The sequence below is a fragment of the Shewanella sp. Arc9-LZ genome (assembly GCF_010092445.1).
Lineage (GTDB): Bacteria > Pseudomonadota > Gammaproteobacteria > Enterobacterales > Shewanellaceae > Shewanella.
In genome coordinates, this window is the sequence record NZ_CP048031.1 from 1,499,843 (window position 1) to 1,525,255 (window position 25,413).

The window sequence follows — 25,413 nt, forward strand, 5'->3', positions numbered from 1 at the left end:
GAGTTAGACAAAGGGAGATTCGGGCACGGATCTCCCTTTGTTGTAAAGATAATCGTATTAAAAGTGGATAGTCGTGTTGTTATTGCTATCTAATTAGGTAAGTTGAGGTGCATCATGGACATTCAAACTATTACCAGCAGTACTAACTTTATTAATAAAGTTGAATCAACAAACGTTGATTTGAACAAGAGTCAGGTAACAGACAATATATCAGAGACGAATCAGTTAGTACTTGATAAAGAGTCTTCAATTCAAGTCGCTCAAGATGCTGAAGAAACACAACAAGCTACACAGAAAAAAAATGAAAATTTAATACAAGTTGCCAATGAACTTACTGAAATGATGGCGGTCATGCAAAAGGGACTTAAATTTTCAGTTGATGAAGAGTCAGGTAAGCAGGTAATTAAAGTTCAAGATGTGAGTTCTGGTGATATAATTAGACAAATTCCTAGTGAAGAAGCACTAAAGTTGGCAGAAAAGTTAAGTGAAGTGTCAGGGATTTTAATGAAAATAGAAGTTTGATTCTAATATTAACTTAATCGGCATAATATTTGCTTTGATTATTGTTACTAGTATACAGGAGCAAGGTTATGGCATTAACAGCAACGGGAATAGGTTCTGGGCTAGATATTTCAAATATCGTCAGCGTGCTAGTAGCCGCAGAAAAAAACCCTAAAGAGGCTCTGTTTACTCAACAAGAAACCAAAATAAATGCCAAAGTCTCTGCTATCGGAACATTAAAAAGTAGTTTATCAACATTTCAAGATGCTTCCAAAAAACTCCAAAGTGGTGAGTTATTAAATTTACGTACGGTTACCACAGGAGATAGTGCTTTTTTTAATGCTAAAGCAGATCAGTATGCTCAGCCTGGTAGTTATGTTATCAAGGTCGAGCAGCTTGCTCAATCACAAAAGTTAGCTGGGGCAAATGTGGTTGACCCTTCACAAGGCGTTGGGCAAGGAAGTTTAGATTTCTCTATTGATGGTGATAGTTTTTCTGTTGCCATCGAATCTACTGATAGTCTTTCAGCTATAGCAACTAAAATTAATAGTTCATCAGACAACTCTGGTGTTACAGCAACTATCATTAAAAGTGATGCTGGGAGCAGACTCGTTTTTACCGCAAAAAATCCAGGAACAGATAACCAAATTACTATGACGGCAACAGATTCTAGTGGTACTGGTTTATCTGACATGTTTAACGGAGGGAATATCGAAACCCTTCAAAGTGCTGCAAATTCTATTATTTATGTCGATGGGCAAAAACTAACATCACAAAGTAATAATATTGATGACGCGATTACCGGGGTTACATTATCTCTAACAAAAGCAGATATTGGCTCCACGTCTACACTCACAATTGCTCAGGACACTGACACAGTAAAGAGTAATATTGAGAATTTTGTCAGTGCTTATAATGCCTTATTAACTTCAATGGACAAGTTATCCTCTTTTGATGTTGATAAAAAGACTGCATCGGCTTTACAAGGCGATTCGATTATCCGTTCCTTAGAGTCGCAACTTCGAAAAACGGTCAGCGAAAGGGTTAGCGTTGATGGTATTGAGTCCGCTTTATATGAACTTGGCATCTCGACTGATAGTTCAGGAAAACTTTCAATAGACGATACTAAGCTAAGTGAAGCTGTTACTAATAATATGTCTCTCGTTGAAGGTATATTTTCAACAAGCGACACAGGGTTAGCTTACCAATTTGATGATTTAGTTAAGAGTTATACTAAGTCTGGTGGTGTGATTGATAGTCGTAATAATTCCTATACTTCAGCAACTAGTCGAATAACTGATCAAAGAGAAGCATTTACTTTGAAAATGGAGAAGTTGGAGGCTCGTTTATTGAAGCAATTTAATGCGATGGATTTAATTGTCGCCCAGCTAAATACACAAAGCTCTAGTCTGACAAATAGTCTGGCTTCCTTACCTGGCGTGGTTAGAGAGTAAAAGGAAAACTTTGATTGAATGCTGAACTTAAACTGATTAACGAAACTATTGAAGATACGTTAAATCAAATTGAGAAAATTCCTGCAGAAAATGAACAATCAGACAAGTTGGTCTCATTATTGCTTGATTCTATAGGCGCGCGTCAATTATATATCGTTTCACTGATTAATAGTGCTGTCGATGACACATTCGCTACTTTACTATCCGAACAGTTAATATTGACGAATAGTTTTAAAGATAGGGCTTCAAAAGTAATGTTTCATCGACAAAATTTATTAAATATAAAGCGCGCTCATCAACGACAAATTAAGGTTTATCAAAACATTGATGCTAACAGGTAGGTTATTATGAGAAGTTCTTTACAGTCATATCGTAAGGTTTCGCTTGACAGCGAAATATCAGTCGCTTCGCCGCACCGTATTATTCAAATGATGTTTGCTGGTGGTCTCGAGAGGCTTGCTCAAAGTCGCTATGCCATTGAGAACCGAGATATGAATAATAAAGGTCTGTTTATTGGTAAAGCGATAGGCATTGTCAACGGCCTGAATAATAGTTTAAATATGGATGAAGGCGGTGAAATCGCTGGGAACCTTAGTCAATTGTATGATTTTATTATTATGAAAGTAACCGAAGCAAATTTGAAAAATGATACTCAAGCTATCGATGATGCTGTTGCTGTTTTAAGAACACTCAAAGAAGGATGGGATGCTATTCCGCAAGATAAACATCATTTAACATCTGAAGTAAATTAATCGTTATAGCATACTGTATTTAAACTAAAAAGACGCTTAGCGTCTTTTTTGCTGTCTGGCTTAGTTTTTGAGCCTGTAAATAATTTTATTACCTGCAATTCATGTATCAATGTTAAATACCTAATTTAAGCTAATTTATTAGCATCATCTATTTTCCGTGAGAGAGTTTCTTGAGAGTTGACCTGGTCAAGTCTATATTTAACCTCACCATCAAAACAAAACTTGCTCCATTAGAATTTTTGAATGAAAAATCACCATTTTCAACATAAAATGCTATCTGTTGTAGATAAAATGTAACTGATGCTTGCTTATAGTGGGCTGATAATACAATATTTAACCTCAACTCGGGTTAAGATGTGGGTTATGTAAGGCAAAATGACAGCATGCGGCCTATTTCATATCAAACTTGTCATTTGTTTTGCTAACAAGGCGCAGTCTCTTATTACTAGTTGCGTCAATAGCTAGCCTATTGCAAGTCAATGCAACACAGTTAGCGAGACAAAGGGCTGTTTGATAACCATTTATTATCCCTAGCTGAGGTTATTTACCATTGAGTTCGTTTTTCTTCACTGTATTTAGCGGATTAACGATCCTGTTTTAGGAATAATGCTAGAATAATGGCAGTGCTGTTAGTTTTTATGACGGCAATGTACTTTGGTTTATGTGGCGATATGCGGCATAATCATCCCGAATCAATACCTATAACAAGAGCTTTTGGCCTTCTGAATGATGCAAATAGAACAAAGAATTTTAATTGTCGGTACCCCATCAGAGCGCGTGACTCGTTTGTGCTGCATTTTCGAATTCCTAGGCGAGCAGTGCGAAATTGTCTCTAATGAATCTTTTTTAGCCCTGATCGAGCAATCTCGGTATCGCGCTGTTGTCATTGTTGATGAAAACATTAGCGTCGAGAGTATCAAAAACATAGCTGCTATAGTGCCTTGGCAACCGATGTTGTTATTAGGCGATACCGATATCAATTTATCCAATATGCTCGGAACAATTGAAGAGCCGATAAATTATCCGCAATTGACAGAGCTGCTGCATTTTTGCCAAGTTTTTGGCCAGGCCAAGCGAGAACACACTTTAACCAGTGGCAACCAAACCAAACTATTCCGAAGCTTAGTCGGGCGCAGTGAAGGCATTGCTAAAGTCCGCCATTTGATTAACCAAGTATCAAGCTCTGATGCGACAGTATTAGTATTGGGTCAATCGGGTACCGGTAAAGAAGTTGTAGCGCGTAATATTCATTATTTATCTGAACGACGTGATGGACCTTTTATTCCGGTCAATTGTGGTGCGATTCCTGCTGAATTACTTGAAAGTGAATTGTTTGGCCATGAAAAAGGCTCTTTCACTGGGGCGATATCATCTCGTAAAGGCCGTTTTGAATTGGCAGAAGGTGGCACGCTATTTTTAGATGAAATTGGCGATATGCCGCTGCAAATGCAAGTTAAGTTGTTACGTGTGTTGCAAGAAAAGGTATTTGAACGTGTCGGTGGCAGCAAAACAATTGCTACCGATGTGCGTATTGTTGCCGCAACGCATCGTGACCTTGAAACCATGATTGTGGATAACACATTTCGTGAAGATTTATATTATCGACTCAATGTGTTCCCAATTGAGATGCCAGGTTTAAGTGAGCGTCGTGACGATGTGCCGCTACTGTTGCACGAATTAGTTAGCCGAGTGTTTAATGAAGGCCGCGGTAAGGTCCGTTTCACTCAACGCGCGATTGAATCGTTAAAAGAACACCCTTGGTCTGGTAATGTGCGTGAGTTATCAAACTTGGTCGAGCGTTTAACCATCTTATTCCCTGGTGGATTAGTCGACGTTAATGATTTACCGCATAAGTACCGTTATATAGAGGTACCTGAATATTGCGTTGAAATCAGTGAAGAACAATTAGAGCGCGATGCTTTAGCTTCAATATTCAGTGATGAAGAGCCTGTAGAAATACCTGAAACGCGTTTCCCTAGTGAATTGCCGCCAGAAGGGGTTAATTTAAAAGATTTACTCGCTGAATTAGAAATTGACATGATCCGTCAAGCACTTGAGCAGCAAGATAGTGTTGTAGCAAGAGCCGCTGAAATGTTGGGTATTCGTCGTACAACATTAGTCGAAAAAATGCGTAAATATGGTTTGAGTAAAGACTAGACCATTATCTGAATTTTGGATTTTATAAAAACACACCCTCAGGTGTGTTTTTTCGTTTTATCAGTAACTGAAAAATTAATGATCTCATGTTTCTAGTGCTTCAGATAATAGCTTAGCACAGCAAATGTTTTTAACTTGAGAAGTAATATATTGTTACCACTAGATAATATTGTGATTAAGGAGTGTGATTAAGTCGTTTTATTGAAAACTGGCCGAAATATTGGTTTTGTAAAATGTGGTAGGTCCAATGAACTAAACTCATAAGTATGTTGCTTTATCATTGGCTTAAAAACGGTCTGCCGACGCTTCTATTACTATAAGAAATTGCTTGGCACAGTAAATGCATAAAGCTAGTCAAATGTTATTTTTTTGACGGAGCGACCATGTATTTAGCACGAGCGTTAACACATACAGATCATTCAGACTATGAGTTACCTGCGTCAGCTTCGTCTATCACTACAACTGATACAGCGGCTAAGTCGCCATCTACTGGGGCTAATTCAGTACAGCAGCGTAATGTGAATTTTGCTACCAGCTTTGCTACCAGCTTTGCTACCAGCTTTGCTACCAGCTTTGCTACCAGCTTTGCTACCAGCTTTGCTACCAGCTTAGCTACTAACTCAGTCACTAACTTAGCCACTAATTCTGCCACTCCCGTTATCAGTACTTATTCTAGTAAGGCCGCCAATATGTCAAATCAAATGGCGCATATTCTTCAAGCCATGCCATCTGGTGTGGTGATCCTTGATGGTGACGGTGTGGTTACGTTAGCCAATCCAGTTGCAACCGAACTATTAGGACGACCTCTGCAGGGGGCTCGTTGGTTTGATATTATTCATCGCGCTTTTGCCCCACAAGATGATGACGGCCATGAAGTGTCGCTTAAAAATGGTCGACGGGTAAAATTGGCTATTACGCCATTAGCGCCTGAACCAGGGCAGTTGATTGTGTTAACCGATCTCACTGAAACCCGTTTATTGCAGAAAAACTTGTCTCATTTACAACGTTTATCGGCATTAGGCAAAATGGTGGCGACATTAGCACATCAAGTGCGCACCCCATTGTCTGCCGCTTTGCTGTATGCCTCTAATCTTGCTAGCCCTAAATTATCTGATTCTGCCAGGTCTAAGTTTCAATCTAAATTGGTCGACCGGCTTAATGAGCTAGAACGTCAAGTTAATGACATGTTGCTAATGGCAAGGGGACGTCAAGATGGGATGGCTGAATCAGTCTCAATGGATGAAATCATTAACCAAGTGATGGCTAGCTGCGAACCGATTGCCGATAAAAAACATTGCCAGCTTGTTGTTGAAGATACTTCACATTCATTGATGCTTGCCAATGCTAATGCACTTAGTTCTGCCGTTAATAATCTAGTGATGAATAGTATTGAAGCGGGCGCCACAAAAATAAAGGTCAGTGCCAGCGAGACACCTGATGGGCTATTGTTAGATGTCATCGACAATGGCAAAGGGCTCGAGCCGTCAATGCAACAACAAATCCTTGAACCCTTTTTTACCACTAAAAGCCAGGGTACAGGGTTAGGTTTAGCGGTTGTGCAGTCGGTAGTGCGTAACCATGGTGGACAAATTCAATTGTCGTGTAAGCCGGGTATGGGTTGCCATATTAGATTGAGCTTTCCACACATGAACAAAGCAAGTCATCAGGAGGTGAAGCGTGGCTGAAGCAAATATTCTATTAGTTGAAGATGATGCTGATTTACGTGAGGCATTGCTTGATACCCTCATGCTTGCCCATTACGACTGTATTGATGTAGGTAGCGCTGAAGAGGCCATTTTGGTCCTAAAAGCCAACCAATTTGATTTGGTGATTAGCGATGTGCAAATGGACGGTATTGGTGGCATGGGCTTGTTAAGCTATTTACAACAAAACCAACCTAAATTGCCAGTATTGTTAATGACCGCTTATGCCACTATTAACAGTGCCGTGAGTGCGATGAAATTAGGCGCGGTGGATTATCTTGCTAAACCGTTTGCGCCTGAAGTGTTATTGAATCAGGTGTCACGCTATTTACCTTTAAAACAAAATCATGATAAACCCGTGGTAGCAGATGAGAAAAGTTTAGCACTGTTGTCGCTGGCTCAACGGGTAGCTGTTTCAGATGCATCGGTAATGATCATGGGTCCTAGTGGCTCAGGTAAAGAAGTGTTAGCGCGTTATATTCATCAACATAGTCAACGCCATGATCAGCCTTTTATTGCGATTAACTGCGCAGCAATACCTGAAAATATGTTAGAAGCCACTTTATTTGGTTACGAAAAGGGTGCATTTACTGGCGCTTATCAAGCATGTCCAGGCAAGTTTGAACAGGCTCAAGGCGGCACTATATTACTTGATGAAATATCTGAGATGGAACTTGGCTTACAAGCTAAATTGCTCAGGGTATTACAAGAGCGTGAAGTAGAGCGTTTAGGTGGCCGTAAAACCATTAAACTTGATGTTCGAGTGTTGGCAACCTCAAACAGAGATTTAAAAGCGATGGCAACATCAGGTGAGTTTAGGGAAGATTTATACTATCGAATTAATGTGTTTCCGTTAACGTGGCCTGCATTGCATCAGCGTCCTGCAGATATATTACCGCTAGCGCGCCATTTGCTGATTAAACATGCTAAAGCATTTAATATGGCTTCTGTGCCTAAGCTTGATGATGCTGCCACTCGGCGTTTATTAACTCATCGTTGGCCGGGTAACGTGCGTGAGTTAGATAATGTTATTCAACGAGCGCTAATATTACGGGTTAATGATGATATTGGTGTCAATGACATTATTTTAGATTGTGCCGATGTGAAGTTAGTTGCAACTGAATGTGTTGATGCGGATAAGCCAGCCGAAGTTGACGGTTTAGGTGACGAACTAAAAGCCCAGGAACATGTCATTATTTTAGAAACTCTAAATCAATGTCAGGGCAGTCGAAAAATGGTCGCTGAAAAGCTTGGTATAAGCGCCCGTACGCTACGTTATAAAATGGCCAAAATGCGTGATATGGGTATTCAATTACCTGCTTAGAGCAAATGTTGTCAGCAATTCGTTAGTTAACGTTATGATTTAATAGTTTAATTAAGTCTATTTTTTTATTGTTAACCTACGCAAAAGTAACCTGTTTCATTTAATGGAGCGGTTACTTTTGCGTAGGTTATTTCTCCTGTTATCTACTAATCGTCCACTAATTGTAATACTGGCACCTAAATTGCTTTAACTCCTTATCAGTTATTGTTGTCGTCAAAAAGTCGACGAAAGGGAGTTACACCATGCAGATTAGCGCAAATCAATTAATGCAAGAAATGCAATCGCTTCGCGGCGAAATAGCCCCTTCTATTGGTTCATCTATTCGTCCTAACCTTACCCAGCAAGTCAATAACACCACTGGAGCTGATTTCAGTCAGCTATTGTCTCAAGCGGTGGGTAGCGTCAATGAGCTGCAACAAGCATCATCAAGCTTAGCCACTCGTTTAGACATGGGCGACACCACGGTGACGTTGTCTGATACCGTTATTGCGCGAGAGAAAGCCGGCGTTGCCTTTGAAGCAACGGTGCAAGTACGTAATAAGCTCGTCGATGCTTATAAAGAAATTATGAGTATGCCTGTTTAGTCGCAGACGGTTTTGAGCACTAAATAACATAACAACATTAGATATAGCAGGTACGTATTGTGAGCACAGACATTATGGTAGGTTCGGGTTCAACAGCCGATGGCGGTGTCCAACAAGAGAACAAATCTGGACTTCTTGGTGGCGTTGGTGGTGCAGATATGATGCGTCAAGTCATCATGATTCTGGCATTAGCAATATGCCTTGCTATGGCTGTTTTTGTGATGATGTGGGCTCAAGAGCCTGATTATCGCCCACTTGGTAAAATGGAAACCGCTGAGATGATCCTAGTCTTAGACGTGCTTGATAAAAACCAAATCGATTATCAAATTAACGTCGATGTGGTTAAAGTGCCTGAAGATAAGTATCAAGAAGTTAAATTACTGCTCAGCCGTGCCGGTATTCAAAGTAGTACTCAAGCAAATGATTACTTAAACCAAGATAGTGGTTTTGGTGTCAGTCAGCGTATGGAACAAGCACGCTTAAAACAAAGCCAAGAACAAAACCTAGCCAGAGCCATTGAAGAGTTAAAAAGCATTAGTCGTGCGAAAGTGATATTAGCATTACCAAAAGAAAATGTTTTTGCCCGAAATGCATCTAAACCCAGTGCCACAGTGGTCGTTAATGTGCGTCGTGGTGGTTTGGGCCAGGAAGAGATTGATGCCATTGTTGATATCGTAGGCTCTGCTGTTCAAGGGCTTGAACCTACTCGTGTGACGGTAACCGATTCAAATGGGCGCTTACTCAATTCAGGTAGTCAAGATGGCGCGTCTTCTAGAGCACGTCGCGAGCAAGAGCTCGTACAACAGCAAGAGGCTGAATACCGTAAAAAAATCGAATCAATCTTAATGCCAATTTTAGGACCTGAGAATTTTACTTCTCAAGTCGATGTGAATATGAACTTTACCGCAGTAGAGCAAACCGCGAAGCGTTTCTCTCCTGATTTACCGGCGATTCGCAGTGAAATGATCATTGAGAGAAATTCGTCTGGTCAAAACTCTGGCGGTATTCCAGGTGCGCTAAGTAATCAACCGCCGATGGAATCTGATATTCCGCAAGTGGCAGGTGAAGCAACAACCTCAACCATGTCTGGTGACTCATCAAAAGAAGCCACGCGTAATTATGAATTAGACACTACCATTAGCCATACCCGTCAACAAATTGGGGTCGTTCGTCGTGTTAGTGTGTCTGTTGCGATTAATTTTAAACCTGGCCAAGTCGATGAGAACGGCCAAGTCACTCGCGTGCCGAGAACAGAACAAGAATTAACTAATATTCGCCGCTTATTAGAAGGCGCGGTAGGTTTTAGTACCCAGCGTGGTGATGCGCTAGAAGTGGTAACGGTTCCGTTTATGGACCAGTTAATTGAAGTGTTACCTGAGCCAGATATGTGGGAGCAGCCTTGGTTCTGGCGCGCGATTAAATTGGCATTAGGTGCAATTGTTATTTTAGTACTCATTCTGGCCGTAGTTCGACCTATGCTTAAGAAGCTAACCAATCCCAATGGCATCAACATGCCTGACGATATTCGTCCAGGACATGAGTTAGCTGAAATTGAAGATCAGTATGCCGCAGATACCTTAGGTATGCTTAATACCAAAGAGGCGGAATACAGTTATGCCGATGATGGGTCAATTCAAATACCTAATTTGCATAAAGATGATGATATGATTAAAGCAATTAGAGCGTTAGTGGCAAATGAGCCTGAGCTTTCCACTCAAGTGATTAAAAACTGGTTACAAGACAATGGCTAATGAAAAAAAAGATAAAGCAGCTAAAGCAGAGAAATCAACAGCATTTGACCCTGAGTTAATTACTGGTGTTGAAAAAACGGCTATTTTGCTGCTCAGCTTGAGTGAAGCAGATGCGGCGTCAATTTTAAAACACTTAGAGCCTAAGCAAGTGCAAAAAGTGGGTATGGCGATGGCAGCAATGGATGACTTTGGTCAAGAAAAGGTCATTGGCGTTCACCAATTATTTTTAGACGATATTCAAAAGTTTTCTTCTATTGGTTTTAACAGTGAAGAATTCGTCCGTAAAGCGTTAACTGCAGCATTGGGTGAAGATAAAGCCGGTAATTTAATTGAACAAATTATCATGGGCAGCGGAGCTAAAGGTCTGGATTCATTAAAATGGATGGATGCACGTCAAGTGGCCACCATTATTCAAAATGAACATCCGCAGATTCAAACAATTGTATTATCGTATTTAGAACCCGATCAAGCTGCTGAGATTTTTAGTCAGTTCCCTGAAAATACCCGTTTAGATTTGATGATGCGTATTGCCAATCTTGAAGAAGTTCAGCCTGCTGCATTGCAAGAATTAAACGACATTATGGAAAAACAATTTGCGGGTCAAGGCGGTGCGCAAGCGGCTAAAATGGGTGGCCTAAAAGCGGCTGCTAATATCATGAACTACCTCGATACCGGTGTTGAGAGTCAAATCATGGAAACCATGCGTGAGTCAGATGAAGAAATGGCGCAGCAAATACAAGACATGATGTTTGTGTTTGAAAACCTCATTGACGTTGACGACCGCGGTATTCAGGCATTGTTACGAGAAGTACAGCAAGATGTGCTGATGAAAGCACTCAAAGGTGCGGACGAAGCGTTGAAAGAGAAAATTTTGGGTAATATGTCTAAACGTGCAGCTGAATTGCTCCGTGACGACTTAGAAGCTATGGGACCCATCCGTATTAGTGAAGTTGAAGTGGCACAAAAAGAAATTCTGTCTATTGCCCGTCGACTCAGTGACAGTGGTGAGATTATGCTAGGCGGCGGCGGTGGTGACGAGTTCTTGTAACCATGCGCATATTCATTAGTGTGACAGTACTGGCGGGTATTTCTATTTGGATATCTGTCAGCTATCTGTATTATTAGGTTGTTAGTAGTACTCTTAATATTGTGTACTACTGTTAATATTTTTGTTTTGAGCCAATGTTTTTAACAACACAAGTGATGAATTATGCCTGAATCAAAACCGCCTAAAGATGCACTCACTACCGATAGCGAGGCTGAATTTAGTCATTGGCAGCTACCTGATATTACCAAAGATAGCAGTCTAGAACCTTCAAATTTTTTTGGACATTTCGCTGAAGCTCACACACCTAGTCCTGTTACTGGGGCTGAGAAGTCTATGGCGCCACCGACGATGGCGCAAATTGAAGAGATTCGTGCTGCAGCTGAGCAAGAAGGGTTTGAACAGGGTAAGCAAAACGGTCATCAACAAGGATTAGAGCAAGGGCGTTTAGAAGGACTAGAGCAAGGTCATCAACAAGGTTTTACTCAAGGCGAGCAACAAGGATTAGACGCTGGGCAAATTAAAGCCAATGAGCTTATAGCACAACTTAACCACATTATTTCCCAATTCGAGTTGCCATTATCCATCTTAGATAATGAAATTGAAGCGGAATTGTTGGCCATGACAATCAGTTTAGCCAAATCGGTTATCGGCCATGAGCTTAAGACTCATCCAGAGCATATATTATCGGCGCTACGCCAAGGCGTTGACGCACTTCCATTAAAAGAACAGTTAGTTAAACTACGCTTTAACCAGGCTGATGCTGAACTCGTAAACCAATGTTACAGTGCCGAGCAACTGCAAAAAAATCAGTGGCAAATCGATATCGATCCGACGTTATCTAATGGTGACTGTATGATTGAAAGCGTTCGTTCTGCTGTCGATTTACGTGTAGAACAGCGTATTAACCAAGTGTTTAGTGAATTAGACGCTCAATCAAATCAGTTAGCAAAAAATGTGCAGCAGCAAAAATCAACTCATCCACAATATCAAACCACAGCAGTCGATAATTTCAATGAACATCAGCAAGCAGCTGAACTTGCTGGTAGAACCGATAGTACTAGTCGAGCTGATAAAGCAGATATTGGCCAAGATCATTTTACAGATCATCAGTCAGAGCTGGGTGCTGATGCGGTTACTGAACCGTTAGTTCAACAAATTGATACTTCTTCGGCTGCGTCAATCGATGCTGAAGACTCTGATGTTGTTGATTCTGATGCCGGTGTAACTCTCGATACAAGCACGACGTTCAATACAAGTGCGCCTCTTAATTCAAATGCACAAGCCGATACCTCAACAGCTGGTAAAATGGTTGATGCTCAGCAACAGACGAAAGACCTATCTCAAGGAAATACCGATGAGCACTCGTCAACATAAACTACTGAACAAATTCGCGGTACATCATAAACACGTGTTACCGCTGCGACCAGTTGCAAGCGGCCAGTTAGTTAGGGTAGTTGGTTTAACGCTTGAAGCGACTGGATGCCGCGCGCCTGTTGGTAGTTTATGCTCTATTGAAACCATGGTTGGCGAGTTGGTTGCTGAGGTTGTCGGCTTTGATGACAAATTACTGTATTTAATGCCTATTGAAGAGCTCAGAGGCGTTTTACCAGGTGCCCGTGTAAAGCCTTTAGGTGAACAATCAGGATTAAATGTAGGCTTATCATTATTAGGCAGAGTATTAGACGGTAGCGGCGTGCCGTTAGATGGTTTAGGCCCGCTTAATACAGATCAACATGCATCGCGTCATGGTCCTTATATTAATCCATTATCTCGACGAGCGATTACTGAACCGTTAGATGTCGGCGTTCGTGCCATCAACTCGATGTTAACGGTTGGTAAAGGGCAGCGAATGGGCTTGTTTGCTGGTTCTGGTGTGGGTAAAAGTGTCCTGCTTGGCATGATGACACGAGGATCGAAAGCCGACATTATTGTGGTGGGGTTAGTGGGCGAGCGTGGTCGTGAAGTTAAAGAGTTTATCGAAGAAATTTTATGTAAAGAAGGCCGTGCGCGCTCAGTCGTTGTGGCGGCACCAGCGGATACGTCCCCGTTAATGCGTTTACGAGCCTGTGAAACTTCCACGCGTATCGCCGAGTATTTTAGAGATTTAGGTTACGATGTATTATTGCTGATGGACAGTTTAACGCGTTACGCACAAGCACAACGAGAAGTCGCTCTTGCTGTCGGCGAGCCACCTGCAACCAAAGGCTATCCACCTTCAGTATTCGCTAAGTTACCTCGTCTGGTCGAGCGAGCGGGTAATGGCGGAGCCGGACAAGGTTCAATTACCGCTTTTTATACGGTATTAACCGAAGGTGACGACCAACAAGATCCTATCGCCGATGCTTCTCGAGCAATTTTAGATGGTCATATTGTATTATCTCGTCAGCTTGCTGATTCGGGCCATTATCCCGCTATTGATGTAGAAGCATCGATTAGCCGTGTCGCGCCAATGGTGATAAGTGAAGAACATTTAGAAGCGATGCGTAAAGTTAAACAGATGTATTCGCTGTATCAGCAAAATCGCGATCTGATTTCAATTGGGGCCTACTCACAAGGCAGCGATCCTAGGATTGATAATGCCATACGCTTACAACCTGCAATGAATGCCTTTTTGCGGCAGGGGTTTAAAGACCCGGTGACGTTTGAAGAAAGCCGAGTCATGTTGACTCAAATTGCCGCACAGTGTCAGGGATAATATCAATGACTCGAACTGACCCACTACTGACGGTATTGAAGTTAGCTACCGCAGCAGAAGACCAAGCGGCATTACAGCTTAAGTCTGCGCAATTTGAAAAACAAAAACGCCAGGGGCAGTTGGACGCGCTAAACAACTATCGTTTAGATTATATGAAGCAGATGGAAGGGCACACAGGGACTACATTACGTGCTAACCAATACCATCAATTTCATCAATTTATTCGCCAAGTCGATAGCGCTATTACCCAGCAAGTTGCCGCGGTTAAAGATGCTGAAAAACAAGTCGGTTATCGTCAAATTCATTGGCAAGAAAAACAACAAAAACGCAAAGCGGTAGAGATGCTATTAAGCCAAAAAGCAACTAAAGCTATGGTGATAGAAGCTAAGCGCGAACAAAAAATGTCGGATGAATTTGCTATGCAGCAATATTTTCGCCGAAATCTTAAATAACACTACCTGCCAAATGACTCTCTAGTCCTAATATCGTTTTACGGTTAACTTTTCTCATTACTCTTTTTGTTTATTTAATCCACCGAAAAATTAACCAGTTAATGAGTGTTGGCATTTAAATTGCTTAATATCAATAATTGAAATGAAAATCGTCAGCGAAGCGACAGTGAATTCCTATTTATAAGGTTTTCATGATGACCTTATTGATATAGCGAAATAAACCGTTATATGACGCATAAGGTTTGAATACTGAGCAATTTTTTAGATGACCAATAACTTAACCTTGTTTGATTGAGTGGAGTAGATTATGCAGCAGATGAGCAATATCTTACTTGGCAATAGCAGTAAATCTGCCGATGTGAGTACGAAGGGGAATGTACAAGATGTTGAAAATACATCATTCTTATCTGCTTTCAATCAGGCGAGTGAATCCGATCTTGTTATACGGCGCAGTGGTAATACAGCGCAGGTGTCAATGGATGCTGAAGTGGACAAAACCAGTGTTGCCTTAGCAAACGAGTTGTCTACCGAAGAAAATGCTGATGCGGAATTGATTTTTGCTCAACTTAATATGGCAGATTCATTTAATAAACGTCATTCCTCTGGCGGAAATGAATTGCCGCATGTCGATAAATCCGACGTTTATTTGGACGCAGCAGTTTCCACAGAATCTAAAAGCAATACCGTAGATGTAGATCTTCTTGAGCTTGAAGCTGATGTTTCTTCTATTAAAGATGTTCTTTCTCAGCTTAGTCCAGAAGAACTCGACAACTTAATGGCATTTGCTGATTTATCTGCACAAGATTTACAAGCTCTAGACAATCAAGATTTAAGCAAATTACTTAGTGACTTCAATTTACAAGCACAGGTTATGACTAGCAGTAATGAATCGCCTGATAGTGTGCTTAATAGTGAAGAACAGAGCCAAATTGATAAATCAGTTGCCACAAGTGTAGCTGTTCAAGGCCAAGTCAGTGCGACAAACCAGAGTTCAGCAACCGCTAAAGTCGATAAAACTGTTGCTTCTGGCGTTAGCAGTTCTGCAGCGTTAACTGCAGCTACATCAGCGATGACAATTGACCCTGAGACCATTTTAGGTGACAAAACTCGTATTGATGGCAACATCCAATTAGACACTGACAATGCCAAAGTACTCGCAAAAGCTGATTTTTCGGTGGTCCTAGATTCCTTAGCGGCAAAACGCGCCTCCGGTGATCCTTCAACCGCTGTAAATCAAACTAGTTTTGGATTAGATACTCTGGCTGACATCGGTGACACTGACAGTAAGGCGTTACAAAATCAGAGTAGCTTTACCTCGGTTCATAAAAGTGATGTTCCACAATTTCAGCTATCGTTAAGACCACAGGGAGAGCCTGGTGCTCAGATGCAAGAGATGATCCAGCGTTTTTCTCCTGTAATGAAACAGCAGTTAATAACCATGGTCAGTAATGGTATTCAACAAGCTGAAATTCGTCTTGATCCACCAGAACTTGGACATTTAACGGTTAAAATTCAAATCCAGGGCGATCAAACTCAAGTACAGTTTCATGTAGCGCAGTCGCAAACCCGCGATATAGTTGAACAAGCTATGCCTCGATTACGCGATATGCTGGCTCAAGAAGGATTGCAACTGACAGACAGCCAAGTGTCCCAAGGTGATGGTGGTAGTGAACAACCGCATGAACAATCATCTAATCAAGGTGGGGGAGACAGTCAGTTGGATGAAATTTCAGCACAAGAGGTCAGCTTGATGACAAATCCATCAAGGAGTTTACATTCAGCTATAGATTATTATGCTTAAGCAGGTAACCTATAGCAATAATATGACTTTTCAATAAAAGCTGACTACTTAACTAAGTTTCAATATTAATCACAATGTTGATTAGGAACCAGAATGCCTGAACAAGAATTAGAATTGAATGAAGCCGCTGAAGGCGGAAAAAAAAGCAAAAAATTAGTCATCTTTGGTGGCATTGGTTTAGTGTTGGCTTTGCTTATTGGGGGCGGCGTGTGGTTTTTTATGGGCTCTGATGAACCTGAAAATACTGACTCTCAGACAGAAACAGAGACATCTACAGATGCCAAACCTATGTCGATGGAAGAAGCTAATTATGTCGGTATGCCGAGACCTTTCCTATTTAATTTGCCCGGCGTTGACCGAGCTCGACTGGTTGAAATTAAAGTTCAATTAATGGTGCGTGGTGATGATAGTGTGCTTACACAAAAACATATTCCATTGATTGAAGATGCATTACTAACTACTTTTAGTGCTGCTGACGTACAAAAACTCAGTACCCAAGCCGGTAAAGATGAGCTACGTCAGTTAGCGTTACTCAATGTTCAAAATACGCTGCAACCAATAACAGGTAAGAAAGTTGTTGAAAAAGTCTTGTTTACTGGTTTTGTAATGCAATAACCAAAAGCATTAACTGCTAAGGCGATGATGTGAGTGATTTATTAAGCCAAGATGAAATTGATGCGCTTTTGCATGGTGTTGATGATGTTGATGATGATGAGATAGAAGAGGACAGCGCTGATGCGCGTTCTTATGATTTCTCTTCTCAAGATCGAATTGTGCGTGGCCGTATGCCCACGCTTGAAATCGTAAATGAGCGATTTGCACGGCATTTACGCATCAGTATGTTTAACATGATGCGTCGCGCAGCCGAAGTGTCGATCAATGGCGTACAAATGCTGAAGTTTGGCGAGTATGTACATACTTTATTTGTGCCAACCAGTTTAAATATGGTGCGTTTCAGTCCACTTAAAGGCACTGCATTAATCACCATGGAAGCACGTTTAGTCTTTATTCTGGTAGACAATTTCTTTGGTGGTGATGGTCGTTTTCATGCCAAAATTGAAGGCCGTGAATTTACACCAACAGAACGCCGTATTGTACAGTTGTTGCTTAAAATTATTTTTGAAGATTATAAAGAAGCATGGGCACCAGTAATGGATGTGGAGTTTGAGTACCTCGACTCTGAAGTGAATCCTGCAATGGCGAATATTGTCAGCCCGACAGAAGTGGTCGTGATTAATTCGTTCCATATCGAAGTTGATGGCGGCGGTGGTGATTTCCACATTACCATGCCGTATTCGATGATTGAGCCCATTCGTGAATTACTCGATGCCGGTGTTCAAAGTGATAAACAAGATACTGATATGCGCTGGTCGCAAGCATTACGTGATGAAATCATGGACGTGCAGGTCGGTTTTGATGTCAATGTTGTTGAACATGAAGTGACATTACGTGATGTGATGGGGTTTAAAGCTGGGGATATTATCCCGATAGATTTACCTGAACACATTATGATGCGAATTGAAGGTTTACCGACTTATCGTTGTAAAATGGGTAAATCGCGCGATAATTTAGCATTAAAAATCAGTGAGAAAATTCCGCGGCCAGAAACGGTTAAAACAGAGATGCAATTAGTGACTCGCAAAGGCAAGTCGCGTGATATTTCAGATTTATAAGGTGAAGTAGAATGAGCACAGAAGATACAGGCGATGACTGGGCTGCAGCAATGGCGGAGCAGGCTTTAGAAGAAGCAGAACAAGTAGAGCTTGATGAATTAGTCGATGATTCCAGACCTATCACGAAAGAAGAAGCTGCCAAGTTAGACGGTATTCTAGATATTCCGGTAACGATTTCCATGGAAGTGGGTCGCAGTTTTATTAGTATCCGTAATTTACTCCAGCTCAACCAAGGTTCGGTGGTCGAACTTGATCGTGTAGCCGGTGAGCCTTTAGACGTTATGGTTAATGGAACCCTGATTGCTCATGGTGAAGTTGTGGTAGTGAATGACAAATTTGGTATCCGCTTAACGGATGTTATTAGCCAAACAGAACGTATCAAAAAACTTAAATAACTAAAAAATATAATAAACAATAATATAGCAAAGATTGGCGTGTGTTGAGCTTTGCTAAGTTGGTTGCACAAACAAGGAATAGCAGTGGCGAATATGATACTAATGCTGAGCATTATGAGTGAGGCGTTAAGCGTCCCTGAAGTGTCTAGTACTCTGGCTAAAAATACCTCTGCTCATCCCGCTGAAGTGTCTAATGTGGCAACATTAGCCAACATGGTTGGTGGATTAATTGTCGTATTAGCGCTTATTTTTTTGTTAGCTTATATTGTAAAACGTCTTAAGTTAGTGCCATCTAATGGCGGTGTGATTAAAACGATTGCAGTAACTCCCATCGGTCAACGTGAAAAAGTGGTATTGGTGGAGGTCAATGGCCAGCAATATCTACTTGGTGTAACCTCGCAACAGATTAATCTGATTGATAAGTTAGCCACCCCCGTCGACGTTCCCATTTCTTCGTTTGCTAGCCGTCTAAAACAAGCCAAGGAACAGCAATAATGAATAAGTACACAACAGCATTAGTATTGGCGATGATGGCGCTAGTGGCAATGGTTTTATCGCCTTCAGCACTGGCTCAAGATGGGGTGTTACCTGCGTTAACGGTTACAACAGCTGCAGACGGAACAACTGAATATTCGGTAACAATGCAGATTTTATTGCTGATGACAGCAATGAGTTTTATTCCTGCAATGGTCATAATGCTCACTTCATTTACCCGCATCATTGTGGTGCTATCGATATTAAGACAAGCGTTAGGTTTACAACAAACACCCTCTAACCAAGTATTAATTGGCATCAGTTTGTTCATGACGTTTTTTATTATGGCACCGGTTTTTGATAAGATTTATGCTGAAGCTGTAGAGCCTTATATCAATGAAACCATGACCTTAACGCAAGCTTATGATGTTGGTAAAGAACCCATTAAAACATTTATGCTATCGCAAGTGCGTACCACAGACTTACAAACATTTATTGAAATTTCTGGTTACAAAGACATTCAATCTCCTGAGCAAGCACCAATGAGCGTGGTGATCCCAGCGTTTATTACCAGTGAACTTAAAACGGCGTTCCAAATTGGCTTTATGCTGTTTGTGCCTTTTTTAGTACTCGATTTGGTCGTTGCCAGTATTCTAATGGCCATGGGTATGATGATGTTGTCACCGATGATTGTGTCACTGCCATTTAAAATTATGTTGTTTGTACTCGTCGATGGTTGGGGCTTAGTGATGGGCACATTAGCGAATAGTTTCGGAATATAAGGCCGCGTATTTATGTCTCCAGAATCGCTCATTGATATCTTTCGAGAAGCACTGTCAGTTATCGTACTGATTGTGTCAGCGATTATTTTACCAGGCTTATTCATCGGTTTAATTGTGGCGGTATTTCAGGCCGCGACATCTATTAACGAACAAACCTTAAGCTTTTTACCACGTTTATTGGTGACGTTATTCGCGTTGATGTTTTTAGGCCATTGGCTAGTACAAACCATGATGGATTTTTTCTTTGAGATGGTTAATCTCATCCCACAGGTTATAGGTTAAGCCATGGATATTTTGTTTGATGAAATCAGTCAAACAATTGCCGCATATCTTTTGCCGTTTTTCCGTATTTCATCCATGCTCATGGTGATGGCAGTATTTGGCGCCAATACGACTCCCGCTCGAGTTCGATTGATGTTATCCGTGGCGATAACGATGGCCGTTGCGCCTATTTTACCTCCTATTGAAAATGTCGAGTTACTGGCATTGAGTTCAGTTTTTGTCATTGCTCAGCAAATTTTAATTGGCGTCACCATGGGATTTGTGACCTTAATGGTGATGCAAACTTTTGTATTAACAGGGCAAATAATTGGTATGCAAACCAGTTTAGGTTTTGCCTCCATGGTCGACCCCGGTTCTGGTGAACAAACGCCTGTTGTGGGTAACTTTTTTCTATTATTGGCAACACTTATCTTTTTAGCTGTTGATGGCCATTTGTTAATGTTACGTATGCTGGTGGCCAGTTTTGAAACTATTCCCATTTCAAATCAAGGTATATCAATCGCCAATTATCGTGCGCTTGCTGATTGGGGTAGCTTTATGTTTGGTTCGGCATTAACAATGTCGATTTCGGCCATTGTGGCGTTGTTATTAATCAATTTATCCTTTGGTGTAATGACTCGAGCCTCGCCTCAGTTGAATATTTTCTCTATTGGCTTCCCTGTCACTATGGTTAGTGGTTTGTTGATTTTGTGGTTAACGTTAGCACCTATCATGGCGCATTTTGATGAAGTATGGATGGCTGCGCAATTACTTATGTGTGACGTTTTGCAACTTCAATGTCAACTTAATGGCTCAGTGGTATTTTAAGGGGCACATATGGCAGAAAGTGACAGCGGTCAAGAACGCACTGAAGAACCCACAGGAAGGCGACTTGAACAAGCTCGAGAAAAAGGTCAAGTCGCCCGCTCTAAAGAGTTAGGTACCGCAGCGGTTTTGCTTGCTGCATCTGTTGGGTTTTCGATGACAGGTCCGGCTATTGCCAAAAGCCTCTATACCATTATGGAGCAGATACTTTCCATGGAGCGCGATCAGATTTTTGATACTAACTCCATGTTCCGAGTATGGGGGGTCGTCGGCAATGAGCTTGCAGGGCCATTAATTAGCTTTATTGCTTTGCTGGCGTTTGTGTCTTTCCTAGGCAATATTGTGTTAGGTGGCATGTCTTTTTCAGTCAAAGCGTTTATGCCTAAAGGCAGTAAGTTAAATCCCATGAACGGTTTTAAGCGTATGTTTGGCACCCAGGCATTGGTTGAGCTTACTAAGGGTATTGCTAAGTTTTCGGTGGTAGCATTATCGGCTTATTTTTTATTAAAATTTTATTTCTACGATATTTTGACTCTGTCCAGTGATCATCTCCCGGGTAATGTATACCATGCTCTAGATTTACTTATTTGGATGTTCATCTTACTTTGCAGCTCGATGTTATTAATCGTTATTATTGATGTGCCATTTCAAATTTGGAATCACAATAAACAGTTAAAAATGACCAAGCAGGAAGTCAAAGACGAGTATAAAGATACTGAAGGTAAACCTGAGGTTAAAGGCCGCATAAGACAAATGCAGCAGGAGATGGCGCAACGACGCATGATGACCGAGGTGCCTAATGCGGATGTTATTGTGGTTAACCCAGAACATTATGCAGTAGCAGTTAAATACGATGTAAGCCGATCATCAGCCCCTTTTCTAATCGCTAAAGGTGTCGATGACGTAGCCTTTAGAATACGTGAAATAGCTCGAGAGCATAACGTTGCTATTGTATCGGCCCCGCCGTTGGCTCGTGCTATTTACCACACGACTAAAGTGGATCAACAAGTGCCAGAAGGTTTATTTACTGCTGTTGCGCAGGTCTTGGCTTATGTATTCCAGCTTAGGCAATATCAAAAAGGTAAAGGTCGTAGGCCAAAACCTATCCCGCTTAAACAACCCATACCAGATGATTTAAAGCACTAATAATTAATCTATTTTAGATAGATAACATTTATGGCTTAATTTTTGCTTTGTATGTTTATTCGCGTCAAATAACAGTCCATTGACGCCGTGATCTGACATAAAGGGTTCATCTTAATATGGATGCAAAAGCAGCTTTTGGCCAAATGAAACAAATGAAAGTATCTACTTTTAAAGGGATCGGAACGCCTTTATTAGTACTTGCTGCGTTAGGAATGGTGGTTTTACCTATTCCTGCTTTTTTGCTAGATATTCTGTTTTCATTCAATATTGCGTTGGCTTTAGTTGTACTCTTAGTTGCTATTTATGCTGACAGACCACTCGATTTTGCTGCTTTCCCTACCGTATTATTAATTGCAACGTTACTAAGACTCGCTCTAAACGTCGCCTCTACCCGTATTGTATTGCTTGAAGGTCATAATGGTGGTGCCGCTGCGGGTAAAGTCATTGAGGCTTTTGGTTCTGTGGTTATTGGCGGCAATTATGCCGTTGGTTTAGTGGTGTTTATTATCCTTATTATCATTAACTTTGCAGTGGTAACTAAAGGTGCGGGGCGTATTGCTGAGGTGAGTGCTCGTTTTACCTTAGATGCAATGCCGGGTAAGCAAATGGCCATTGATGCTGATTTAAATGCTGGCACATTAACCCAAGATCAGGCGCGGATCCGCCGTGCTGAAGTAACTCGTGAAGCCGATTTCTACGGTGCGATGGACGGTGCTTCAAAGTTTGTTAAAGGTGATGCCATTGCAGGGATCATGATCCTAGTCATCAATATGATTGGTGGATTTGTGATTGGTATGATCCAGCATGGATTAGACTTTTCTAGCGCGGTTGAAATTTATACCTTACTGACCATCGGTGATGGTTTAGTTGCGCAAATTCCCGGTTTATTGCTGTCTATTGCCGCGGCCTTAATGGTGACGCGTCAAAACGAGTCAGGCGATATGGGCCAAATGATGTTCAGTCAGATGTTTGACAGTCATAAATCATTAGCCATTGCAGCTGGGTTACTCTTTATTATGGGTATTGTGCCTGGTATGCCTCATGTTGCGTTTTTGACATTTGCATTTATTACCGCTGGTGCTGCGTACTTTATTTACAAGCGTAACGTTGACAAAAAGCAAGCTGCACTAACGTTAGCAACTAAAGGGCCTGTTGAGAGCAAGGATAAAGAACCTAAAGATTTAAGCTGGGACGATGTGCGCCATGTTGATACTATTGGTCTTGAAGTCGGATATCGCTTAATTCCGCTGGTTGATAAGTCTCAAGGTGGTGAATTATTAGGCAGGATCAAAGGCGTACGTAAAAAACTGTCACAAGAATTAGGTTTTTTAGTGCCAGCGGTGCATATTCGTGACAATCTAGACTTATCACCCAATGCGTATCGAATTTCGTTAATGGGTGTCGTAGTGGGTGAGGCTGAAGTTAGGCATGATTGTGAATTAGCCATTAATCCTGGCCAAGTTTACGGTAAACTAGACGGTATTGAAACTCGCGACCCAGCTTTTGGTTTAGAGGCAGTTTGGATAGCGCCAGAGCAACGTGAACATGCACAAACTTTAGGTTATACCGTCGTTGATACTGCAACGGTTGTAGCGACTCACATAAGCCAGTTACTGAGTAATAATGCTGCTAAGTTATTAGGTTACGAAGAAGTCCAGCAGTTAATGGATATGCTTGCTAAGAACTCTCCTAAATTAGTGGATGGTTTTGTACCAGATGTCATGCCTCTGGGATCAGTTGTTAAAGTGATGCAGAACTTACTTAACGAAGGGGTATCGGTACGAGATTTACGCACCATAGTGCAGACACTATTAGAGTACGGTACTAAGAGCAATGACACTGAAGTATTAACGGCAGCAGTGCGTATAGCGTTAAAACGTATGATCGTACAAGAAATCTCTGGACCAGAACTCGAAATCCCTGTCATAACATTGGCGCCAGAGTTGGAACAGATGTTGCATAAGTCTATGCAGGCGACTGGCGGTGAAGGACCTAATATTGAACCTGGTCTTGCAGAGCGTATGCAGCAGTCATTATTAGACGCTGCACAGAAGCAAGAAATGGTAGGACAACCAGCCATTTTATTGACATCGGGTATGCTTAGGTCAACGCTGTCAAGATTTGTTAAATACACTATTCCAAATTTACGAGTGATTTCATATCAGGAAATCCCGGACGAGAAACAAATTAGAATTGTTTCTGCAGTAGGCCAATAGTGATAACGTCTGTTTATAGAGGTGCATAAGTGAAAATTAAACGATTTTTTGCCAAAGATATGCGCGCTGCATTGGCTCAAGTAAAAGAAACCTTAGGTTCTGACGCTGTCATTATGTCAAATAAAAAAGTCACTGGCGGAATCGAAATTGTCGCTGCTGTAGATTATGATGAACCTAAAGCCGCCATCGCATCACAAGCGCCGACTACCGGTTTTATGGATGTTAGTGACGATAGGGTGTCATTAGGCGCTAAGCCTGTGATGAAAGCTCAATCAAAGGTGAACCCACCTCCTGAGGCCGACTCTTTACAAGCCTTACTTCAAAAACAACATAATCGCATGACACAACAAATGTCTGTCAGCCAAGATGAACCGGATTTACCAGAATGGGCCCGCCAATTACAAGGGGCAAAGTCTGCTAAACCAGCATCAACTTTTCAATCGCAAGCGGCACCAGAGCAAGCTAAAAAAACCAATAAAAATCAATCTGCTGATATGGATGCTCTGCGCGAAGAAATGGCTTCATTGCGTAACTTATTGACCCATCAAGTTTCATCGTTGATGAAAGATCAAAAAAAGCGTACCGATCCTGTTGGCGCAATGCTAGAAAGTAAATTGATTGCAGCAGAGTTTTCTCCAGCCGTTGCTGCTAAACTAGCGGGGCTAAGTCAACACTACACCCCAGCCGATTTAGTGAGAGCATTACCACAAAGTTTAGCCAATTTACTCGACAATCAAGGCGACGATATAGTTAAACGTGGTGGTGTTGTGGCGTTTGTTGGTCCAACCGGTGTAGGTAAGACAACTTCTTTAGCTAAAATAGCCGCTCGCTTTGCAGCCCATCATGGCCCAGAGCAGGTAGCATTAATTACCACCGACCATTATCGTATTGGTGCCTATGAGCAATTAGCGACTTATGGCAAAATAATGGGCTGTCCGGTTAAGCAAGCACATGATTTAACCGAATTAGAACAAATTCTATATCAATTTAGAAATCGTAAGTTAGTATTAATTGATACCGCAGGTATGGGACAGCGAGATATGCGCTTATATCAGCAACTGGATAATTTAACAGCAAATAGTAGAATCCCAATTCGGAGCTACTTAGTCTTATCTGCGACTGGTCAACGTCGTGTGTTACAAGATGCTGTAGAACATTTTAAACGAATTCCATTAGCGGGTGCGATTTTAACAAAGTTAGATGAATCGATATCAATTGCAGGTGCATTGAGCGTATTGATTCAAAATGAGTTACCATTAAGCTATGTTACTGACGGTCAACGTGTTCCTGAGGACATGAAAGTAGCAGATACGTTAGAGTTGGCTAAAAAGGCTCTCGCGGCGTTAAATGAAACAGAACAACAATCGTCACAAGACACAGTGTGGTCTAATGACACAGCCTATGCATTTGAGTAAAGAT

24 protein-coding genes are annotated in these 25,413 nt (G+C 41.4%); all 24 read left to right on the top strand.

The window, feature by feature from the left end:
- Positions 1 to 114: 114 nt before the first annotated feature.
- The 24 genes from GUY17_RS06465 (at position 115) to flhF (ending at position 25,409) form a co-directional block, all read left to right on the top strand.
- Positions 115 to 522: a flagellar protein FlaG gene (locus GUY17_RS06465; RefSeq protein WP_162022653.1), complete on the top strand. Its 408-nt coding sequence runs from the start codon at positions 115 to 117 to the stop codon at positions 520 to 522.
- Between the two features lie 68 nt (positions 523 to 590).
- A complete protein-coding gene (gene fliD, locus GUY17_RS06470; RefSeq protein ID WP_162022654.1) occupies positions 591 to 1,955 on the top strand; it encodes a flagellar filament capping protein FliD in 1,365 nt (454 codons plus the stop codon).
- Positions 1,956 to 1,969: 14 nt separating this feature from the next.
- Positions 1,970 to 2,296, top strand: a complete 327-nt coding sequence (locus tag GUY17_RS06475) for a hypothetical protein (RefSeq protein WP_162022655.1) — start codon at positions 1,970 to 1,972, stop codon at positions 2,294 to 2,296.
- Between the two features lie 6 nt (positions 2,297 to 2,302).
- Positions 2,303 to 2,707 carry a flagellar export chaperone FliS gene (gene fliS / locus GUY17_RS06480; RefSeq protein WP_162022656.1) on the top strand — a complete coding sequence of 135 codons (405 nt, stop codon included), beginning with the start codon at positions 2,303 to 2,305 and terminating at the stop codon, positions 2,705 to 2,707.
- Between the two features lie 726 nt (positions 2,708 to 3,433).
- Positions 3,434 to 4,864, top strand: a complete 1,431-nt coding sequence (locus GUY17_RS06485) for a sigma-54 dependent transcriptional regulator (RefSeq protein WP_162022657.1) — start codon at positions 3,434 to 3,436, stop codon at positions 4,862 to 4,864.
- A 383-nt stretch (positions 4,865 to 5,247) separates the two neighbouring features.
- The gene (locus GUY17_RS06490) at positions 5,248 to 6,549 is read left to right on the top strand and encodes a PAS domain-containing sensor histidine kinase (RefSeq protein ID WP_254439875.1); all 1,302 of its coding nucleotides are present in this window, start codon (positions 5,248 to 5,250) and stop codon (positions 6,547 to 6,549) included.
- Positions 6,542 to 7,891, top strand: a complete 1,350-nt coding sequence (locus GUY17_RS06495) for a sigma-54 dependent transcriptional regulator (RefSeq protein ID WP_162022658.1) — start codon at positions 6,542 to 6,544, stop codon at positions 7,889 to 7,891. Before GUY17_RS06490 ends, GUY17_RS06495 begins: the two co-directional genes overlap by 8 nt.
- A 242-nt stretch (positions 7,892 to 8,133) precedes the next feature.
- Positions 8,134 to 8,475 (top strand): flagellar hook-basal body complex protein FliE, encoded by a 342-nt coding sequence (gene fliE, locus GUY17_RS06500; protein WP_162022659.1) that lies wholly within the window; start codon positions 8,134 to 8,136, stop codon positions 8,473 to 8,475.
- 71 nt (positions 8,476 to 8,546) lie between these two features.
- The gene (gene fliF / locus GUY17_RS06505; RefSeq protein WP_162024302.1) at positions 8,547 to 10,226 is read left to right on the top strand and encodes a flagellar basal-body MS-ring/collar protein FliF; all 1,680 of its coding nucleotides are present in this window, start codon (positions 8,547 to 8,549) and stop codon (positions 10,224 to 10,226) included.
- Positions 10,219 to 11,274 (top strand): flagellar motor switch protein FliG, encoded by a 1,056-nt coding sequence (fliG, locus tag GUY17_RS06510; RefSeq protein WP_101085394.1) that lies wholly within the window; start codon positions 10,219 to 10,221, stop codon positions 11,272 to 11,274. Before fliF ends, fliG begins: the two co-directional genes overlap by 8 nt.
- Positions 11,275 to 11,436: 162 nt before the next feature.
- Positions 11,437 to 12,648, top strand: a complete 1,212-nt coding sequence (gene fliH / locus GUY17_RS06515) for a flagellar assembly protein FliH (RefSeq protein WP_162022660.1) — start codon at positions 11,437 to 11,439, stop codon at positions 12,646 to 12,648.
- A complete protein-coding gene (fliI, locus tag GUY17_RS06520; RefSeq protein ID WP_162022661.1) occupies positions 12,629 to 13,969 on the top strand; it encodes a flagellar protein export ATPase FliI in 1,341 nt (446 codons plus the stop codon). Before fliH ends, fliI begins: the two co-directional genes overlap by 20 nt.
- A gap of 5 nt (positions 13,970 to 13,974) precedes the next feature.
- Positions 13,975 to 14,421 (top strand): flagellar export protein FliJ, encoded by a 447-nt coding sequence (fliJ, locus tag GUY17_RS06525; RefSeq protein ID WP_011636660.1) that lies wholly within the window; start codon positions 13,975 to 13,977, stop codon positions 14,419 to 14,421.
- Positions 14,422 to 14,728: 307 nt separating this feature from the next.
- Entirely contained in the window at positions 14,729 to 16,222 is a 1,494-nt protein-coding gene (locus GUY17_RS06530; protein WP_162022662.1) for a flagellar hook-length control protein FliK, read from the top strand.
- A gap of 93 nt (positions 16,223 to 16,315) precedes the next feature.
- The gene (gene fliL, locus GUY17_RS06535) at positions 16,316 to 16,837 is read left to right on the top strand and encodes a flagellar basal body-associated protein FliL (RefSeq protein WP_162022663.1); all 522 of its coding nucleotides are present in this window, start codon (positions 16,316 to 16,318) and stop codon (positions 16,835 to 16,837) included.
- 29 nt (positions 16,838 to 16,866) lie between these two features.
- Positions 16,867 to 17,895 (top strand): flagellar motor switch protein FliM, encoded by a 1,029-nt coding sequence (fliM, locus tag GUY17_RS06540; RefSeq protein WP_011636663.1) that lies wholly within the window; start codon positions 16,867 to 16,869, stop codon positions 17,893 to 17,895.
- A gap of 11 nt (positions 17,896 to 17,906) precedes the next feature.
- A complete protein-coding gene (gene fliN, locus GUY17_RS06545; protein WP_101085382.1) occupies positions 17,907 to 18,290 on the top strand; it encodes a flagellar motor switch protein FliN in 384 nt (127 codons plus the stop codon).
- A 114-nt stretch (positions 18,291 to 18,404) separates the two neighbouring features.
- Entirely contained in the window at positions 18,405 to 18,785 is a 381-nt protein-coding gene (gene fliO, locus GUY17_RS06550; RefSeq protein WP_254439914.1) for a flagellar biosynthetic protein FliO, read from the top strand.
- Complete coding sequence (gene fliP, locus GUY17_RS06555) at positions 18,785 to 19,546, top strand: flagellar type III secretion system pore protein FliP (RefSeq protein WP_162022664.1); 762 nt, start codon at positions 18,785 to 18,787, stop codon at positions 19,544 to 19,546. The genes fliO and fliP overlap by 1 nt, the downstream gene beginning before the upstream one ends.
- 12 nt (positions 19,547 to 19,558) lie before the next feature.
- Positions 19,559 to 19,828: a flagellar biosynthesis protein FliQ gene (gene fliQ / locus GUY17_RS06560; RefSeq protein WP_011636667.1), complete on the top strand. Its 270-nt coding sequence runs from the start codon at positions 19,559 to 19,561 to the stop codon at positions 19,826 to 19,828.
- 3 nt (positions 19,829 to 19,831) lie between these two features.
- Entirely contained in the window at positions 19,832 to 20,635 is an 804-nt protein-coding gene (fliR, locus tag GUY17_RS06565) for a flagellar biosynthetic protein FliR (RefSeq protein ID WP_162022665.1), read from the top strand.
- A gap of 9 nt (positions 20,636 to 20,644) precedes the next feature.
- Entirely contained in the window at positions 20,645 to 21,778 is a 1,134-nt protein-coding gene (gene flhB / locus GUY17_RS06570) for a flagellar biosynthesis protein FlhB (RefSeq protein ID WP_162022666.1), read from the top strand.
- Positions 21,779 to 21,894: 116 nt separating this feature from the next.
- Positions 21,895 to 23,994, top strand: coding sequence for a flagellar biosynthesis protein FlhA (gene flhA, locus GUY17_RS06575; RefSeq protein ID WP_011636670.1), 2,100 nt, complete (start codon positions 21,895 to 21,897; stop codon positions 23,992 to 23,994).
- Between the two features lie 29 nt (positions 23,995 to 24,023).
- A complete protein-coding gene (flhF, locus tag GUY17_RS06580; RefSeq protein WP_162022667.1) occupies positions 24,024 to 25,409 on the top strand; it encodes a flagellar biosynthesis protein FlhF in 1,386 nt (461 codons plus the stop codon).
- The last annotated feature ends 4 nt before the right edge of the window (positions 25,410 to 25,413 follow it).